The sequence below is a fragment of the Streptomyces sp. NRRL F-5123 genome (assembly GCF_000721495.1).
In the GTDB taxonomy this organism is placed as follows: Bacteria; Actinomycetota; Actinomycetes; order Streptomycetales; family Streptomycetaceae; genus Actinacidiphila.
In genome coordinates this window covers 13,951-30,685 of the sequence record NZ_JOHY01000025.1, presented here as the reverse complement: position 1 = coordinate 30,685, position 16,735 = coordinate 13,951, and the positions used below count along the sequence as shown (strand labels likewise).

The 16,735-nt window shown below is 73.5% G+C and carries 18 protein-coding genes; 4 read left to right on the top strand and 14 right to left on the bottom strand.

Annotated features, from left to right (window positions below):
• The first annotated feature begins 143 nt into the window (after nucleotides 1-143).
• Nucleotides 144-1,013: a CAP domain-containing protein gene (locus tag IH54_RS0120945; protein WP_031518979.1), complete on the top strand. Its 870-nt coding sequence runs from the start codon at nucleotides 144-146 to the stop codon at nucleotides 1,011-1,013.
• A 19-nt stretch (nucleotides 1,014-1,032) separates the two neighbouring features.
• On the opposite strand, the gene mutM is transcribed toward IH54_RS0120945, so the two are convergent.
• The 9 genes from mutM to IH54_RS0120905 all read right to left on the bottom strand — a co-directional run bounded on the left by mutM (nucleotide 1,033) and on the right by IH54_RS0120905 (nucleotide 10,346).
• A complete protein-coding gene (gene mutM / locus IH54_RS0120940; protein ID WP_031518978.1) occupies nucleotides 1,033-1,896 on the bottom strand; it encodes a bifunctional DNA-formamidopyrimidine glycosylase/DNA-(apurinic or apyrimidinic site) lyase in 864 nt (287 codons plus the stop codon).
• A gap of 300 nt (nucleotides 1,897-2,196) precedes the next feature.
• Nucleotides 2,197-2,958, bottom strand: a complete 762-nt coding sequence (gene rnc, locus IH54_RS0120935) for a ribonuclease III (RefSeq protein ID WP_052397694.1) — start codon at nucleotides 2,956-2,958, stop codon at nucleotides 2,197-2,199.
• A gap of 19 nt (nucleotides 2,959-2,977) precedes the next feature.
• Nucleotides 2,978-3,151, bottom strand: coding sequence for a 50S ribosomal protein L32 (rpmF, locus tag IH54_RS43445; protein WP_073500419.1), 174 nt, complete (start codon nucleotides 3,149-3,151; stop codon nucleotides 2,978-2,980).
• Nucleotides 3,152-3,153: 2 nt separating this feature from the next.
• Nucleotides 3,154-3,762: a YceD family protein gene (locus IH54_RS0120930; protein ID WP_234343663.1), complete on the bottom strand. Its 609-nt coding sequence runs from the start codon at nucleotides 3,760-3,762 to the stop codon at nucleotides 3,154-3,156.
• A 174-nt stretch (nucleotides 3,763-3,936) separates the two neighbouring features.
• Nucleotides 3,937-5,094 carry a hypothetical protein gene (locus tag IH54_RS0120925; protein WP_031518974.1) on the bottom strand — a complete coding sequence of 386 codons (1,158 nt, stop codon included), beginning with the start codon at nucleotides 5,092-5,094 and terminating at the stop codon, nucleotides 3,937-3,939.
• 9 nt (nucleotides 5,095-5,103) lie between these two features.
• Nucleotides 5,104-5,583, bottom strand: a complete 480-nt coding sequence (gene coaD / locus IH54_RS0120920; protein ID WP_031518971.1) for a pantetheine-phosphate adenylyltransferase — start codon at nucleotides 5,581-5,583, stop codon at nucleotides 5,104-5,106.
• A 28-nt stretch (nucleotides 5,584-5,611) separates the two neighbouring features.
• Nucleotides 5,612-6,190, bottom strand: a complete 579-nt coding sequence (gene rsmD / locus IH54_RS0120915) for a 16S rRNA (guanine(966)-N(2))-methyltransferase RsmD (RefSeq protein ID WP_031518968.1) — start codon at nucleotides 6,188-6,190, stop codon at nucleotides 5,612-5,614.
• Between the two features lie 48 nt (nucleotides 6,191-6,238).
• The gene (recG, locus tag IH54_RS0120910) at nucleotides 6,239-8,503 is read right to left on the bottom strand and encodes an ATP-dependent DNA helicase RecG (RefSeq protein WP_043181716.1); all 2,265 of its coding nucleotides are present in this window, start codon (nucleotides 8,501-8,503) and stop codon (nucleotides 6,239-6,241) included.
• Nucleotides 8,504-8,603: 100 nt separating this feature from the next.
• Nucleotides 8,604-10,346, bottom strand: coding sequence for a DAK2 domain-containing protein (locus IH54_RS0120905; protein WP_031518962.1), 1,743 nt, complete (start codon nucleotides 10,344-10,346; stop codon nucleotides 8,604-8,606).
• Between the two features lie 312 nt (nucleotides 10,347-10,658).
• Here IH54_RS0120905 and rpmB point away from each other — a divergent pair, with 312 nt between their 5' ends.
• Nucleotides 10,659-10,844, top strand: coding sequence for a 50S ribosomal protein L28 (gene rpmB, locus IH54_RS43440; RefSeq protein ID WP_033173090.1), 186 nt, complete (start codon nucleotides 10,659-10,661; stop codon nucleotides 10,842-10,844).
• A 135-nt stretch (nucleotides 10,845-10,979) separates the two neighbouring features.
• On the opposite strand, the gene thiD is transcribed toward rpmB, so the two are convergent.
• Nucleotides 10,980-11,783 (bottom strand): bifunctional hydroxymethylpyrimidine kinase/phosphomethylpyrimidine kinase, encoded by an 804-nt coding sequence (gene thiD / locus IH54_RS0120900; protein WP_420711790.1) that lies wholly within the window; start codon nucleotides 11,781-11,783, stop codon nucleotides 10,980-10,982.
• Entirely contained in the window at nucleotides 11,780-12,745 is a 966-nt protein-coding gene (locus IH54_RS0120895; protein WP_031518957.1) for a thiamine-phosphate kinase, read from the bottom strand. Before IH54_RS0120895 ends, thiD begins: the two co-directional genes overlap by 4 nt.
• A 176-nt stretch (nucleotides 12,746-12,921) precedes the next feature.
• Here IH54_RS0120895 and IH54_RS0120890 point away from each other — a divergent pair, with 176 nt between their 5' ends.
• Both IH54_RS0120890 and IH54_RS0120885 read left to right on the top strand, forming a co-directional pair.
• Complete coding sequence (locus IH54_RS0120890) at nucleotides 12,922-13,155, top strand: Lrp/AsnC family transcriptional regulator (protein WP_031518955.1); 234 nt, start codon at nucleotides 12,922-12,924, stop codon at nucleotides 13,153-13,155.
• A 19-nt stretch (nucleotides 13,156-13,174) separates the two neighbouring features.
• Nucleotides 13,175-13,660 carry a DUF3515 domain-containing protein gene (locus IH54_RS0120885; protein ID WP_078862393.1) on the top strand — a complete coding sequence of 162 codons (486 nt, stop codon included), beginning with the start codon at nucleotides 13,175-13,177 and terminating at the stop codon, nucleotides 13,658-13,660.
• 57 nt (nucleotides 13,661-13,717) lie between these two features.
• On the opposite strand, the gene IH54_RS0120880 is transcribed toward IH54_RS0120885, so the two are convergent.
• From IH54_RS0120880 to IH54_RS0120870, 3 genes are read right to left on the bottom strand one after another with little or no spacing between them, the layout of a single operon-like run.
• A complete protein-coding gene (locus tag IH54_RS0120880) occupies nucleotides 13,718-14,908 on the bottom strand; it encodes a D-alanine--D-alanine ligase family protein (RefSeq protein WP_031518950.1) in 1,191 nt (396 codons plus the stop codon).
• A 12-nt stretch (nucleotides 14,909-14,920) separates the two neighbouring features.
• Nucleotides 14,921-15,922, bottom strand: a complete 1,002-nt coding sequence (locus IH54_RS0120875; protein ID WP_031518948.1) for an NAD(P)H-dependent glycerol-3-phosphate dehydrogenase — start codon at nucleotides 15,920-15,922, stop codon at nucleotides 14,921-14,923.
• Nucleotides 15,919-16,641 (bottom strand): lysophospholipid acyltransferase family protein, encoded by a 723-nt coding sequence (locus IH54_RS0120870; RefSeq protein WP_031518946.1) that lies wholly within the window; start codon nucleotides 16,639-16,641, stop codon nucleotides 15,919-15,921. The genes IH54_RS0120875 and IH54_RS0120870 overlap by 4 nt, the downstream gene beginning before the upstream one ends.
• Nucleotides 16,642-16,735: the final 94 nt, after the last annotated feature.

Sequence of the window (16,735 nt, the reverse complement as noted above, 5' to 3'; positions counted from 1 at the left end):
GCACGTTATCCGGTCCGCCTCCGGTCGGCGGACCACCGTTTGCGACCGCATCACGGCAACGGCGGGCGCGATTCGCTACAGTCGCCCCGCAGCAGGACTTCACCCGAACGGGTGAGGCACCGTGGAGCATGAGGAGCGCAATCGTGGGCCGACACAGCCGCCACGCGCAGCCTGCCGCGCCGCAGCAGCCCGCCGCCCCGCGCGGTCACCGCGGGAAGCGCAGGCACCACCCGCTGCGCACCGGGATGCTGACCACGTCCACCGCCCTGGCGGTCGGCGCGGTCGTCAGCTCGTCCGGGCTGCTGTCCCAGGCCGCCGACCGGCTCGGCTACGACGACGGCGCGGGCACCCCCCAGGCCGACGCCCCCGACCGCCCCGCGCAGGACGGCAGCGACTCGCCCTCCCCGCTGAGCACCACCGGCTCCCCGCTGCCGGGCACCACCACCCCGGCCGCCCCCGGTACGCCCTCCCCGGGCGCGACCGCGACCGGCACCCGGGCCACGCCCAAGGCGACGCCGACCACGCGGGCCACCACCGCGAAGCCCACCCCGACCCGCACCGGCGCGGCCCCCACCACCCCGGTGCGCACCGCGCCCGCGACCACCTCGCCGGCCTCCTCCCCGAGTACGGACACGGTCGCCGCGACCCGGGCCGCGATCCTGTCGCTGGTCAACAAGGAGCGCTCCACCGCCGGCTGCAAGCCGCTCACCGCCAGCAGCTCGCTGGACGGCCTCGCGCAGGCCTTCAGCGACGACATGGCCGCACGCGGCTTCTTCGACCACACCGACCCGGACGGCGACGACCCCTGGGACCGCGCCAAGGCCCGCGGCATCACCGACCTCGGCGGCGAGAACATAGCCAAGGGACAGGCCACGGCCGAGGCCGTGATGACCGCCTGGATGAACAGCCCCGGCCACCGTGCGAACATCCTGAACTGCGACTACACGACGCTCGGCGTCGGCGTCCACTTCGGCTCCGGCGGCCCCTGGTGGACCCAGGACTTCGGCTTCTGAGCGCCCCGCCGCTCCCGCGTCACGCCGCGCGCGGCGGGCGCTGGCAGTGCGGGCAGAAGTAGCTCGACCGGTTCATCCACGGGCGGCGCCGGATCGGCGTGCCGCAGCGGCGGCAGGGCCGGTCCTCCTGCCCGTAGGCGTCCAGCGAGCGGTCGAACCAGCCGGACTCGCCGTTCACGTTGACGTACATGCTGTCGAAGCTCGTGCCGCCGGCGGCCAGCGCGTCGCCCATCACCTCGCGGATGTGCTGCACCAGCTCGGCCGTACGGGGGCGGGTCAGCGTCGCGGTCGGGCGCTCGTAGTGCAGCCGGGTGCGCCACAGCGCCTCGTCCGCGTAGATGTTGCCGACCCCGCTGATCAGGCTCTGGTCGAGCAGCGCGCGCTTGACGGTGGTGCGCTTGCGGCGCAGCGCCGCGTGGAAGGCGTCCTCGTCGAAGGCGTCGTCCAGCGGGTCGCGCGCGATGTGCGCGAGGGGCTGCGGCAGGCTCTCCGGGTCGCCCGGCACCGTCGGCTGCACCGACAGGCCGCCGAACGTGCGCTGGTCGACGAATCGCAGCTCGGTGCCGAGGTCGTCGGCGAAGGTGAAGCGGACCCGCAGATGCGTCTCGGGCGGGGCGTCCGCGGGCTTCACCAGGAACTGGCCGCTCATGCCCAGATGGGCGAGCAGGGCCGCGCCCGGCTGGAGGGGGATCCACAGGTACTTGCCCCTGCGGTGGGGCTCACCGAGCACCGCGCCGCGCAGCCCCGCCGCGAAGTCCGCGGGGCCGGCCGCGTGCCGGCGCACCGCCCGCGGGTGCAGGACGCTCACCGTCTCGACGGTTCGTTGCGCCGCCCAGCGTGCGAGTCCGCGCCGCACGACCTCGACCTCCGGCAACTCCGGCACGAGCTCTCCTTCTGCGAAGCGCTTGAGATCAGCGGGTGCGGCTGCGCCGCGGGGCAAGCGCTGTGCGCCGCCGCGCCGGGCGAGCGTTGTGCCCCGCCGCGCCGGGCGAGCGTTTCAGGGGCGCGGGGAACTGGGCGCCCAGCCACCCACCGGCCGGTGATCCGGATCGGACCGCACCGCCCCTTCGGGTCGGTGACGACCCGCGCCCCGGTGGGGGCTTGTCGCGCAGTTCTCCCCCAGAGCTTCGCCTGGGAGGTACTCCCACGCGCCCCTGGTGTGCCCGGCGGGGCACCGCGAGCCCTACGCAGTAGCGCCCGTCGCGGAGGCGGAGGTCTGGCGGATGGAGCGCCAGGCGGCCTCGGCCGCCTGCTGTTCCGCTTCCTTCTTGCTGCGGCCGGTGCCGGTGCCGTACTCGACACCACCGACGCGGGCGGCAGCCGTGAAGGTCTTCTCGTGGTCGGGACCGGACTCGGAGACGACGTACTCGGGCACGCCGAGGCTCTCGCTCGCGGTCAGCTCCTGGAGGGAGGTCTTCCAGTCCAAGCCGGCGCCGAGGTTGGAGGACTCCTCGATCAGCGGGTCGAAGAGCCGGTGGACCAGCTCGGAAGCGGCATCGAGGCCGCAGTCGAGGTAGACGGCGCCGATGACCGCTTCCAGGGTGTCCGCGAGGATCGAGGCCTTGTCCCGCCCGCCGGTGCCCTCTTCGCCGCGGCCCAGGCGGATGAACGCGCCGAGGTCGAGCCCGCGGCTGACGCCCGCGAGCGCCCGCGAGTTGACCACCGCGGCCCGCAGTTTGGCCAGTTGGCCTTCCGGCAGGTCGGGGTGGGTGCGGTAGAGGGTGTCCGTGACCACCAGGCCGAGCACGGAGTCCCCGAGGAACTCCAGCCGCTCGTTGGTGGGCAGCCCGCCGTTCTCGTACGCGTACGAGCGGTGGGTGAGCGCACGCACCAGAAGGGCGGGCTCGAGACGATACCCGAGCCGCCCTTCCAGAAGCGTGTGGGACGAGGCTGTTTCCGTCGCGGCGTCCTTCGCGGCCTGCTTGGGCGCTGAGGCGTCTGACATAAAGCCTGTCACCTGCCGATCAGACGTCGAGAACCTGACGGCGGTTGTAGGTGCCGCAGTTGGGGCACGCGATGTGCTGCAGCTTCGGCTCGTGGCAACGCTCGCACGCCACCAGGCTCACGGGCGCAGCCTTCCACTGCGAACGGCGGTGACGCGTGTTGCTGCGCGACATCTTCCGCTTCGGAACAGCCACGGCTACTTCTCCTGGTCGTCATCGGAGCCGTTTCCGGCACCGTTTTGCTGGATGGTCGGATCCGACGGGTCGAGCGTCAGATCCTGCAAGGCCGCCCACCGGATGTCGGTGGCCTCGTGGTGGTGGTCGGGGTCGTCCGCGAGGCGTGCTCCACAGGTGGGGCACAGGCCCGGGCAGTCGTCCCGGCACACCGGCTGCATCGGCAGTGCGAGCACCACCGCGTCGCGCAGCACCGGTTCGAGGTCGAAGAGCTCGTCCTCCAGCACCGGCATTTCGTCGTCCTCGTCGGCCTCGGCGTCGGCACCGGCTTCGCTCTTGCGAGCGGTCCGGGTATCGGCGTCGGGGTAGGAGAACATCTCCTGGATGTCCGCGTCCAGCTCGCGCCGGACGGGCTCCAGACACCTTACGCACTCCCCCTCGGCGGTCGCGTGGGCGGTGCCGCTGACGAGCACGCCCTCCATGACCGACTCCAGGCGGAGGTCCAGTTCGATGGTCGCGCCCTCGGGCACGGCGATGACGTCGCGGATCCCGAGGTCGGCGGGGGCCGGTACCGAGCGGGCGACCTTCTTCATCGCGCCCGGACGCCTGCCCAGCTCGTGCGTGTCGAACACGAGGGGCTTGCGGTGGTCAAGGCGGGTGTTCAGGGCTCCTGCTTTCCTCGGTCACGCCTGTCCGGTCGCTGGATGCGGGTGGGCAGGCAGAAGCGCCGGCGATTCACACGGCTGGAAGTGACAGGATACTGGAACCGCCGCCCCCGCCCAAACGGGCGGTGTCCCGCCCTGGCGTCAGCGCCCCTGCTCCAGCTCGCGCAGCCGGTCGAGATCGATCATCCCGGTGTCGAAGAAGCTGGTCTCGTCGAGCGCGGCGGGCTGCGCCTGCGGGTATCCCTGCTGGCCCTGCTGCTGGTAGGGGATCTGCGGCGGGTACTGCTGCCGGCTGCCGTAGTCGGGCTGCTGCCCGTAGTCGTAGCCCTGCTGCTGCTCCTGGCCGTAGCCCTGCTGGGGGGCGTACGGGTCGGCGTAGCCGGGCTGCTGGGCGTACTCCTGCTGGTAGCCGTCGCCTTCCTGCGCGTAGCCCTGCTGGTAATTCTCCTGCGGGTAGCCGCCGTAGCCGGGGTCCTGCGGGGCCTGGGCGGCCGGCTCCACCGGCTCCTGCGGGCGGTAGCCGTACTGGGTCAGGTCGGCCTGCTCGGCGGCGGGGGCGGCGAGGCCTGCGAGGTAGTCGGCGTCGGACTGCCGGTGCGGGCCGTCCTCCGCGCCCTCCCGGTCTGCCGCGGCGATCTGGGCGGCCAGGTCGTCGATGGGGTTGTGCCCGGTGAGCTTGAGCCGGCCGCGGCCGACGGCCTCCAGGGTCTTGCTGAGCACCGCCTCGAAGGCGCCGAGCTTGGCGTCGACGTAGTCGTCCGCGCGGCGGCGCAGCGTCTCGGGGTCGCTGCTGCGCTCGGGGGCCTCGGGGTCGTCCTCGGCGTACTCCTGCTCGTACCCCTCGTCGTAGCCGGGCCGGCGGCCGAGCAGCTTCTCGCGGCCGCGGTCGACGGAGCCGATGGTCTTGGTGAGGACCACCTCGAAGTTGGCGAGCTTGCTGTCGACGTAGTCGTCGGCCTCGGCGCGGATCTCCTCGGCCTCGCGGCGGGCCTCGGCGAGGATGCGCTCGGCCTCGTCCCTGGACTGCCGGACGACGGCGGTCTCGGCGGTCAGCGAGCCCCGTTCGGCGTGCGCCTGCTCGATGATCCGCTGCGCCTCGCCCCTGGCCTGCTCCACCATCTGCTCGCGGTCGCCGAGCAGGTCCTGCGCCTGGGCCAGGGAGTCGGGCAGCGCGGCGGCGAGCTCGTCGAGCATGGCCAGCAGCTCGGCCCGGTTCAGCACGCAGGAGGCAGACATCGGCATCGACCGGGCGTTCGCCACGGTGGCCGCGATCTCATCGAGCTTCTTCTGGACGTCCACGTCTCGACTCTAGCGCTGCCGCAGCCGGGAGTTCAGTGCCTCCAGGACGGGACCCGGTACCAAGTGCGAGATGTCCCCGCCCCATTGGGCCACTTCCTTCACAAGAGACGACGAGAGGAAGCTGTAGGCCGGGTTGGTGGGCACGAAGAGGGTCTCGACGCCCGACAGGCCGATGTTCATCTGGGCCATCTGCAGCTCGTAGTCGAAGTCGCTGACCGCCCGCAGGCCCTTGACGATGGCCGGGATGTCGCGCTGCTTGCAGAAGTCCACCAGCAGGCCGTGGAAGGACTCCACCACCACGTTGTCGAGGTCGGCGGTGACCTCTTCGATGAGCGCGATGCGCTCGTCGACGCCGAAGAGGCCCTGCTTGGACTTGTTGATCATCACGGCGACGTGCACGACGTCGTACAGCCGCGAGGCGCGGGCGATGATGTCGAGGTGGCCGTTGGTGACGGGGTCGAAGGACCCGGGACAGACTGCGCGGCGCATGGCAGGCTCCTCGCTCTGCTGACGGGCGTTACCTGTGGGTAACCGGGGCGGCGCGACCGTACCAAAGAGTGGCCTCGCCGTACCGCCGGGAGCGGAGCCCCTCGAAACCGGCCGGCCAGCCGAATTCGCCGCCCCTGGTCCTGCGTTCCACGGTGACCAGTGTGTCGGCGGCGAGCCAGCCGCCCGCGCCGAGTGTGAGCAGGATCTCGCGCAGCTCGTCGTCCGGCACGTCGTACGGCGGGTCCAGGAAGACCACGTCGTACGGCTCGGCGGGCGGCGGTCCCGCGGCCACCTTCTCGGCGCGCCCGCCGCGTACCTCGGCGCCCGGCAGGCCGACGGCCGCGGCGTTCTCCCGGACCGTGCGCAGCGCGCGCGGGTCGGACTCGGCGAGCAGGACGTGCGCGGCGCCGCGGGAGAGCGCTTCGAGGCCGACCGCCCCGGAACCGGCGTACAGGTCCATCACGCGGGCACCGCCGAGGGTGCCGCGCAGCGACTCCAGGGTCGAGAAGAGGGCCTCCTTGGCGCGGTCCGAGGTCGGCCGGGTGCCGGTGCCCGGCGGTACCGCCAGCCGCCGGCCGCCGGCTGCTCCGGCGATCACACGGGTCATGAGCTGCTCACCTTCCGCACCCTATCCGCCGCCGCCGGGCCACGCGGCTCAGCCCTTGTCCAGGTAGCGCTCGCGGTCGGCGTCGAGCAGGCTGTCCAGGGCGCTGCGCAGGTCGGGGTGGCGGGTCAGTTCGGGGTCGGCGGCGACCACGGCGACGGCCTCCTGCCGGGCCTCCTCGATGATCTCCCGGTCGCCGATCACCGTGAGCATCCGCAGCGACGAGCGGCTACCGGACTGCGCCTGGCCCAGTACATCGCCCTCGCGGCGCTGCTGGAGGTCGATCTCGGACAGCTCGAAGCCGTCCAGCGTGCCGGCCACCGCGTCCAGCCGGCCGCGCGCCGGGCTCGCCTCGTGCGCCTCCGAGACCAGCAGGCACAGGCCCGCGGCGCTGCCGCGGCCGACCCGGCCGCGCAGCTGGTGCAGCTGCGAGACGCCGAAGCGGTCGGCGTCCATGATCACCATCACGGTCGCGTTCGGCACGTTGACGCCCACCTCGATGACGGTCGTGGCCACCAGGACGTCCAGCTCGGCGGCGGCGAAGCGGCGCATCACGTCGTCCTTCACGTCCGGCGCCAGCCTGCCGTGCAGCACCTCGACGCGCAGGCCGCGCAGCGGGCCCGCCGCGAGCTGCTCCGCGACGTCCAGAACGGCCAGCGGCGGGCGGCGCTCCGCGTCGTCGGTGTCCTTGGCGTCCTTGGCGTCCTTGGCGTCCTTGCCGCCGTTGGCACCCTTTGCCGGCTTCTTCGCGGGCTTGCCGCCCGGCGCCTCCTCGTCGTCGCCGATCCGCGGGCACACCACGTACGCCTGGTGGCCGCCCTCGGCCTCCTCGCGCACCCGCTCCCACGCCCGGCTGAGGAAGTGCGGCTTCTCCGCGGCGGGTACGACATGCGTGGCGATCGGCGAGCGGCCGGCCGGGAGCTGGTCGAGGACGGACGTCTCCAGGTCGCCGAAGACGGTCATCGCGACCGTGCGCGGGATCGGGGTCGCCGTCATCACCAGCAGATGCGGCGGCTTGGGGGCCTTCGCGCGCAGCGCGTCGCGCTGCTCCACGCCGAAGCGGTGCTGCTCGTCCACCACGACCAGACCCAGGTCGTGGAATTTGACCTTGTCCTCGATCAGCGCGTGCGTGCCGATGACGATGCCCGCCTCGCCCGTCACCAGGTCCAGCAGCGCCTGGCGGCGGGCGGCGGTGCCCATCGAGCCGGTCAGCAGCACCACCTTGGTGCCCAGGTCGCTGCCGCCGAGCATGCCCGCGGACTCCGCCAGCTCGCCCATCATCTCGGTGATCGACCGGTGGTGCTGCTGGGCCAGCACCTCGGTCGGCGCGAGCATCGCGGCCTGGCCCCCGGTGTCGACCACCCCGAGCATCGCGCGCAGCGCCACCAGGGTCTTGCCCGAGCCGACCTCGCCCTGGAGCAGCCGGTGCATGGGGTGGTCGGTGGCCAGGTCGGCGAAGATCTCGGCGGAGACCGCCCGCTGGCCCTCGGTGAGGGTGAAGGGCAGCTTGGCGTCGAAGGCGGCGAGCAGCCCGTCGGGGCCCGGGCGGCGCGGCACCGCGGGCAGCGCGGACTCGGCGGCCCGCCGCCGCGCCAGCGCGACCTGGAGCACGAACGCCTCGTCCCAGCGCAGCCGCTGCTTCGCGGTCTCCTCGTCGGCCTTCGTACGCGGCCGGTGCACCTTCTCCAGCGCCTCCGGCAGGGCCACCAGGCCGCGGTCGGCGCGCAGCTGCTCCGGCAGCGGGTCGCCCACGCCCGCCCAGCCGGTCGCCTCCAGGGAGTTGAGGGCCGTCTCGACGGCCTGGGCGATCTTCCACGAGGTGATCTGCTTGCAGGCCGGGTAGAGCGGGATGCGGCGGCCCGCGAAGGCGTCGGCGGCCTGCTTGCCGTCGTCGTCGGCGTCCAGCAGCTGGTAGTCGGGGTGCGCGAGCTGCCGGGTGCGGTTGAAGACCGACACCTTGCCGGAGAACATGCCGCGGCGGCCGGGGATCAGGCGGTGCGCGTGGGCGTGGGCGGCCTTGCTGAAGAAGACCAGCGTGAGCGAGCCGCTGCCGTCGGTGACGACGACCTCCAGGCGTACGCCGGAACCGCCGCCGTACGTCCGCTTGTCGGCCTTGGCGATCTGCGCGACCACCGTCACGTACTCGTCCACGGGCAGGTCGGCGAGCCGCGTCAACTCCCCTCGCTCGGCGTACCGCCGCGGGTAGTGGTGCAGCAGGTCACCGGTGGTGTGCAGGTCGAGATGCTCGCCGAGCACCTTGGCGGTGCGGTCCCCGACGAGCTTGCGCAGCGGTTCGTCCAACGGATTTCCGGTCATCGCTCCCATCCTCGCGCACCCCACCGACAACGAGGGCCCCGCCGCCCGGCGGGCGCGCCGCGCGGCGGCGTGGGTGGCGTCCGCCGCATGCCGACCGGGGCTACTCCACGCCGATCAGCAGGGGGCAGGACGGCTGGCCGCCCTCGTAGATGACGGTGTCCACCGCGAGGTGGGTGTCGCGGACGTGGGCCTCCAGTCGGGGGGCGAGGCCCTCGGGGGCGGTCGCGCCGAGCACGAGGGTGACCATCTCGCCGCCGGCCGCGAGCATCCGGTCCAGTACGCGGGCGGCCGTCCCGGCGACGTCCGCGCCGATCACCGCCACGTCGCCGTCGATCAGGCCCAGGACGTCGCCGGCCTGGCAGACGCCCGCCATCGTCCACGACTCGTGCTCGGCGACGGCCAGCTCGGCGTAGCGGGTCGCACCCGCGGCGGACGTCATCGCCACCACGTCCTCGTCGAAGCGGCGGGACGGCTCGTGGACGGCGAGCGCCGCGATGCCCTGCACGGCGGAGCGGGTCGGGATGAGGGCGACGCGCACGCCGTCCGCGCGGGCCTGCGCGGCGGCCGCGCCGGCCGCGGGGCGCAGCTCGGCGCCGTTGGGCAGCAGGATCACCTCGCGGGCGCCCGTACGCCGGACCGCCGCGGAGATCTCGCCGCTGGCCGGCGCCTCCCCCGGGCCCAGCGCGACCACCACCGCGCCCGCCTGCTCGCACAGCGCCGCCATGCCCTCGCCGCGCACCAGCGCGACGACCGCGCGCTCGCGTCCGCGGTCGCCCGGGGTGCGGCGCGTCTGGGCGCCGAAGTGGGTGACGCGGATGCGGTGCGGGCGGCCCGCCTCGATACCGGCCTCGATGGCCGCGCCTACGTCGTCGACGTGCACGTGGACGTTCCACAGCCCGTCGCCGCCGACGACGACGAGGGAGTCCCCGAGCGCGTCCAGCCGCGCCCGCAGCGGCGGGACGGCCGCGGACGGCGCCTCCAGGAGGTAGATCACCTCGAACGCCGGCCCGCCGGGCGCGGCGTCCCCCTCCGGGCAGGCGTGGACCTGCGCCGCCGTCGCCGGGGCGGGCCGGGCGGCGGCGCCCGCGCTCTCCTGGCGGCGCGGCGCCTCCCCGGTGACGGCGTCGGCCAGCGCCCCCAGCACGGCGAGGAGCCCGAGCCCGCCGGCGTCCACGACCCCGGCCTCGCGCAGCGCCCCGAGCTGCCCGGTCGTCGCCGCCAGCGCCTCCCGGGCCCCGCGCTGCGCGGCCCGTACGACCGGCCCGAGGAGGTCCCCTCGGGGTCCGGCGGCCCGGCCGGGCGACGCCGGTGCGGACGCGCCGCCGGCGGACGCCGCCGGGTCCGCGTCCCCGGCGGAGGCGGCCTCCAGTGCCCTCTGCGCCGCCGTCGCCGCGGCCGCGGCGACGGTGAGCATCGTGCCCTCCGCCGGGTGGGCCACCGCCTCGTACGCGGAGTCCGCAGCCGTCCGCAGGGCCCGGCACAGGGCGGCGGCGTCCGGCTGCGGCGCCGGGTCCGCGGCGAGCGACTCGTTCATGCCGCGCAGCAGCTGCGCCAGGATCGTGCCGGAATTGCCGCGGGCGCCGATGAGGGCGCCGTGCGACATCGCCCGGAAGGTCTCCTGCAGGGAAGGGCCGGCCGCCGGGCCCGCCGCGGCGTGGGCGTCGCACACGGCGTCCACGGACTGGGCGGCGGATTCCACGGTGAGGTAGAGGTTGGTGCCGGTGTCGCCGTCGGCGACGGGGTAGACGTTGATCGCGTCGATCTCCTCGCGGGCGCGGCCCAGGGCCGCGAGGGCGAGCCGGCACCAAGTGCGCACCGTGGGTGCGTCGAGCGAGGGCGGCACGGATCCTCCTGCGAGCGCGACAACTGCGTCCGAGCCTATCGGCCCCCGGACGGGGGGTTCGGCGGCAGGCCGCGCCCCGCTGCGCCCTGCCCGGAGAGCGCGGTACGAGGGGGGTGCAGGGGTTCCCTGCGGTGCGGCAAAGCCACGGGTGACCAGGGGCGTGGGCCCTCCCCCCGGGGGGCGGGCGGGCAGCTCGGCGCCCGGGGCATGGTAATTTCGTAGGAGCCGCGCAGGCGTTGTATGCTGCTCCGGTTGCCTGGGGTTCTCCCGGGTTTTTCCTCGTAAATGCATCTGAAGTCTTTGGAGTGTCCCGTGGCTGCCAACTGCGACGTCTGCGGCAAGGGGCCGGGCTTCGGCAACAGCATTTCCCACTCGCACCGCCGTACCCCGCGTCGTTGGAACCCCAACATCCAGCGGGTGCGCGCGGTTGTGGGGAAGACGCCGAAGCGGCTCAATGTCTGCACCTCGTGCATCAAGGCCGGCAAGGTCTCGCGCTAGCGAGTGGCCCGTTGCCGCGTATGACACGCGGCAGTCGTACCGCAGCGGCGCAGCCTTCCGGCTTCGCGAAGCCGGCTCACCTCTGGTGAGCCGGCTTTTTGCGTGCCCTGCGCCCCGCCCGCCAGGGCCGCCGCGTCACCTCCGCCAGGCCGGGTCGACCGGGCCGGTGCCCGTGCCCAGCGGGTAGCCCGCGGCGATCGCGGCGGTCACGAAGTCCTTGGCCAGCGCCGCCGCCTCGGGGACGGGGCGGCCGAGAGCGAGGTGGGTGGCCAGGGCGGTGGCGAGGGTGCAGCCGGTGCCGTGGGTGTGCGCGGTGGGGTGGCGCGGGGCGCGGAACCAGTGGTCGGTGCGACCGTCGGAGAGCAGGTCGGGGGCGTCGGCCGCCGGCAGGTGGCCGCCCTTGACGAGGACCCAGCGCGGGCCGAGGGCGAGGACGGCGCGGGCGGCGGCGCGCATGCCGTCCTCGTCGGTGGCGACGATGCCCGTGAGCCGCTCGACCTCGTCGAGGTTGGGCGTGACGACGGTCGCGAGCGGCAGCAGCCGGTCGCGTACGACGGCGGTCGCGTCCTCGTGCAGCAGCGCCTCGCCGTGGCTGGACACGCCCACCGGGTCGACGACGACCGGCACCGCGACGTCCCGGAGCAGGTCCACGACGGTGCCGGCCATCTGCGCGGAGCCGAGCATGCCGGTCTTGACGGCCTGCACCCCGATGTCGTCCACGACGGCGCGGAATTGCGCGCGCACCGCGTCCGGCGGCAGCTCCCAGGTGCCGTGCACGCCGTGCGAGTTCTGTGCGGTCACCGCGGTGACGACGCTCGTGCCGTGGGCGCCGAGCGCGGTCGCCGTCTTGAGGTCGGCCTGGATGCCGGCCCCGCCGCCGGAGTCGGACCCGGCGACGGAGAGCACCCGTACGGGCGCGGGCGCGGTCACGCCCGTCACGCGTCCGGGCCGAAGTGGTCCCAGCCGCCCGCCTTCTCCCAGGGCGCGCCGTCCACGGTGACCTGCGGGGCGCGTCCTGAGGGGGCGCTGACCGAGCCGATGACGCGCCAGCGGGCGGGGAGCTTCACGTCGGGCGGGAAGGTGGCGACGATGGCGTGGTCCTCGCCGCCGGTGAGCACCCAGTGCAGCGGGTCGACGCCGACGGCCTGCCCGATGTCGGTCATCTGCGCGGGCACGTCGACGGCCGCGGAGCGCAGGTCGATGTCGGCGCCGCTGGCGGCGGCGATGTGCCCGAGGTCGGCGACCAGGCCGTCGCTGACGTCGGTCATGGCGGTGGCGCCCAGCTCCGCGGCCGCCGGTCCGGCGTGGTACGGCGGCTCGGGCCGGCGGTGCGCCTCGACGAAGGCGCGCGGGGAGCGGAAGCCGCGGGAGAGGACGGCGAGCCCGGCCGCGGACCAGCCGAGCCATCCGGTGACCGCGACGACGTCGCCCGGACGGGCCCCCGATCGGGTGACGGCGGAGCGGTTGCGCAGGTCACCCAGCGCGGTGACGGCGACCGTGATGGTGTCGCCGCGGACGACGTCCCCGCCGACGACGGCGGCGCCGGCCACCTGGCACTCGTCGCGGATGCCGTCCATCAGCTCCACCGGCCAGGTGGCGGGCAGCTCGGCGGGCACCACGAGGCCGAGCAGCACCGCGGTCGGGAAGGCGCCCATGGCGGCGACGTCCGCGAGGTTCTGCGCGGCGGCCTTGCGGCCCACGTCGTAGGCGGTGGACCAGTCGCGGCGGAAGTGCCGGCCCTCGATGAGCAGGTCGGTGGTGGCCACCACCCGGCGGTCGGGCGCGGCGACGACGGCGGCGTCGTCACCCGGGCCGATCTTCACGGCCGGGGTCGAGGTGAGGCGTGAGGTCAGCTCCCTGATGAGCCCGAACTCCCCCAGCTCCCCCACAGTGCCCTTCATCTTTCCGTCCCCTCTGGTCTTCCGCTCGCGTGCCACGGCACGCATCGGCGTCGATCGGCGTTTCTCGGCGTCAATACGGGGGTCAGGTACCGCGCGGGTCTCCCCGCCGTGCGCGACGACGCGATAACGTGGCGTCCCCCTTCCCACATGATCCTCGTAGCCGCCCTGGAGGTTCCGTGGTACAGGCCTACATCCTGATCCAGACCGAGGTCGGAAAGGCCTCGGCAGTAGCGGAGGTGATCTCCAAGATCGACGGCGTGATCCAGGCCGAAGACGTCACCGGACCCTATGACGTGATCGTCCGGGCCCGTGCGGACACGGTCGACGAACTGGGCCGCATGGTGGTGGCCAGAGTCCAGCAAGTGGACGGCATCACCCGCACCCTCACCTGCCCCGTGGTCCATATCTAGCCCCCGATATGCTCGCCCGGTGGCGCTGTTTCACCGGGTCGTCCTCATCAACGTCTCCGCCCTCGCATGCCTGTCCGCGGCGGCGGCGTACGGTTTCGCCGTCTCCGGTAACGGTGACGGTACGGTCGCCGTGCCGGTTCCTGACGCACTCACGTCGAGCTACTGCCGCGCGCTGCACGAAGTCCTGCCGCAGCGCGTCGGCGGTCTCTCCCGGCATGATCTCAAGCCGGAGTCCGATCTGACCGCCGGGTGGGGTGATCCGGCGATCGTGCTGCGCTGCGGGGTGCCGCGGCCCGCGGTGGACGACGACCCGGGGGCCGACGGCGTCGACGTGGACCAGGTGGGGTGGTCCGTCGAGCACGTCGCGGACGGCTCGCTGCGCCTGACCACGACGTACCGCAAGGCGTACGTCGAGGTGACGCTGCCGAAGAAGTACGCGGCGGACGTCGGCCCGCTCACCGACCTCGCCGGTGCGGTGAAGCGGGCCGTCCCCTCCGCGCTGTGACGTCCCCGCGGGACGGCCGCCGGCTCGGCGGCGGTTCCGCAGGGACGTTTCCGCGGTTCAGCGCAGACCGGTGGAGCGGCGCAGCGCCGCCTCGATGAGCCGGTCGACCAGCTCGGGGTATTCCACACCGCTCTCCTGCCACATCCGCGGGTACATCGAGATGGGGGTGAAGCCCGGCATGGTGTTGATCTCGTTGATCACGAACTCGCCGTCCTCCGCGAGGAAGAAGTCGGCGCGCACCAGGCCCTCGCACGACGCGGCCTCGAACGCCGCGACCGCCAGCCGCTGCACCTGCGCGGTCTGCTCGGGGGTGAGCGGCGCGGGCACGACGCCCTCGGCGGAGTCGATGTACTTCGCCTCGAAGTCGTAGAAGGCGTGCTCGGTGACCGGCGGGATCTCGGCGGGCACCGACGCGCGCGGCCCGTCCTCGAACTCCAGTACCCCGCACTCGATCTCCCGGCCGCGCACCAGCGCCTCCACGACGACCTTCGGGTCGTGCCGGCGGGCCTCGGCGATGGCGGCGTCCAGCCCCTCGGGGCCGTCGACCTTGCTGATGCCGAAGGAGGAGCCGCCGCGCGCGGGCTTCACGAAGAGCGGCCAGCCGTGCTCGGCGGCGAAGGCCAGGACGCGGTCGCGCGCGGCGCCCCGGTCGCGCTCCCAGTCGCGCGGGCGGATCACCGTGTAGGGGCCGACGGCCAGCCCGAACGAGGTGAAGATCCGCTTCATGTACTCCTTGTCCATGCCGATGGCCGAGGACAGGACGCCGGCGCCGACGTACGGCACCCCGGACAGTTCCAGCAGCCCCTGGAGCGTGCCGTCCTCGCCGTACGGGCCGTGCAGCAGCGGGAAGACGACGTCGACCTCGCCGAGCGCCTTGGGCACCGCGCCCGCCTCGGTGTAGACGACCTCGCGGTTCGCCGGGTCGACGGGCAGCACGACGGCGCCCTCGTGGTCGGTGACCTGCTCCACGGTGGGCATGGTGCGGTCGGCGATGGCCATCCGGTCCGGTTCGTCGGCGGTGAGGGCCCAGCGGCCCTCACCGGTGATGCCGATCGGCAGGACGTCGTACTTGCTGCGGTCGATGGCGCGCAGCAGGCTCGCCGCGGTCACCACCGAGACGCCGTGCTCGGAGCTGCGGCCCCCGAAGACGACGGCGACCCGGGGCTTGCGGGCGTATCCGCCCGAGGACGGGGCCGCGGGGGCGGCGGCGTCCGGGCTCTGGCTGTGGGGTGAAGGCAGGTTGGTCATGTCGCGTCGACCTTACCTTTCGGGCTTCGCGGACCGTGACATCAATTCCCGCACGGCCACGACCGGCGGCTTTCCGTTGTGCACGATATCGACCACGGTCTCCGTGATCGGCATGTCCACGCCGTGGCGGCGAGCGAGTTCGGCCACCGACTCGCAGGATTTGACGCCCTCCGCGGTCTGGGGGGTGACCGCGATGGTCTCGGCGAGGCTCATGCCGCGGCCGAGGTTGGTGCCGAAGGTGTGGTTGCGGGACAGCGGCGAGGAGCAGGTGGCCACCAGGTCGCCCATGCCGGCGAGCCCGGCGAAGGTGTGGGCGTCGGCGCCCATCGCCAGGCCCAGCCGGGTGGTCTCGGCAAGGCCGCGGGTGATGAGCGAGGCCTTGGTGTTGTCGCCGAGCCCCATGCCGTCGGCGATGCCGACCGCGAGGCCGATGACGTTCTTGACGGCGCCGCCCAGTTCGCAGCCGACCACGTCGGTGTTGGTGTACGGCCGGAAGTAGCCGGTGTGGCAGGCGGCCTGGATCTGCCGGGCCACGGCGTCGTCCGCGCAGGCGACGACGGACGCGGCGGGCTGCCGCTGGACGATCTCCGGCGCGAGGTTGGGGCCGGAGAGCACCGCGACGCGCTCCGGGCCCGCCTTGGCGACCTCCTCGATGACCTCGCTCATCCGCTTGGCGGTGCCGAGTTCGATGCCCTTCATCAGGCTGACCAGCACCGCGTCGGGGCGCAGCAGCGGCGCCCACTCGGCCAGGTTGCCGCGCAGCGTCTGCGAGGGCACGGTGAGGAAGACCATGTCCGCGTCCCGTGCCGCCTCGGCGGCGTCGGCGGTGGCGGTGACGGCGGCGGGCAGTTCGAGGCCCGGGTGGTAGTCGGGGTTGTGCCGCGTGGTGTTGATGGCCTCGGCGACGGACGCCCTGCGGCCCCACAGCGACACCTCGCACCCGGCGTCGGCCAGCACCATGGCGAAGGCCGTGCCCCACGAGCCGGTGCCGAAGACCGCGCAGCGTGCCGTCACTTGCCCTCCCGTGCCGCGCGCGGGTCGAACAGCCCCGCGGGGGCGGGCTCGCCGCGCACCTCGGCGAGGAGTTCGGTCACCGCGCGCATGATGACCGCGGTGACCTCGCGCAGCACCTCGCTGGTGGGCTCCTGGGAGTAGTACGCCGAGAGGTCGACGGGCGGTCCGGCGAGCACCCGCAGCGTCTTGCGCGGGAAGAGCCGGATCTTCTTCTCCTTGGCGTACGGCGGCATGGCCTCGTTGGCGCCCCACTGGGCGACCGGGACGACCGGGGCCTTGGTGATGAGCGCGACGCGGGCGATGCCGGTCTTGGCGATCATCGGCCACTGGTCCGGGTCGCGGGTGAGGGTGCCCTCGGGGTAGAAGGCGACGCATTCACCCTTCTCGATCGCCGCGACGGCGGCCCGGAAGGCGTTGGCGGCGTCCGAGCTGTCCCGGAAGACCGGGATCTGGCCGGTGCCGCGCAGCACCGACCCGACGAACTTCGGCTTGAACAGCGCGGCCTTGGCCAGGAAGCGCGGCACCCGCCCGGTGTTGTACTGGTAATGCGCGTACGACAGCGGGTCGAGATACGAGTTGTGGTTGACGGCCGTGATGAATCCGCCGTCGGCCGGAATGTGCTCCATTCCGCGCCAATCCCGCTTGAACAGCGCAATGAGCGGCGGTTTCACGATGACGGCCGCCAGGCGGTACCAGAAACCGATTCTGCGGCCAGACACCCGGACTCCTCTTCGTTGCGATGGCGCTGCCGCTCAGCATCGCGGCTACCAGAGACTAACGCCAGGGCCGCGGCGGCCGCGGGGCGCCTCTGGC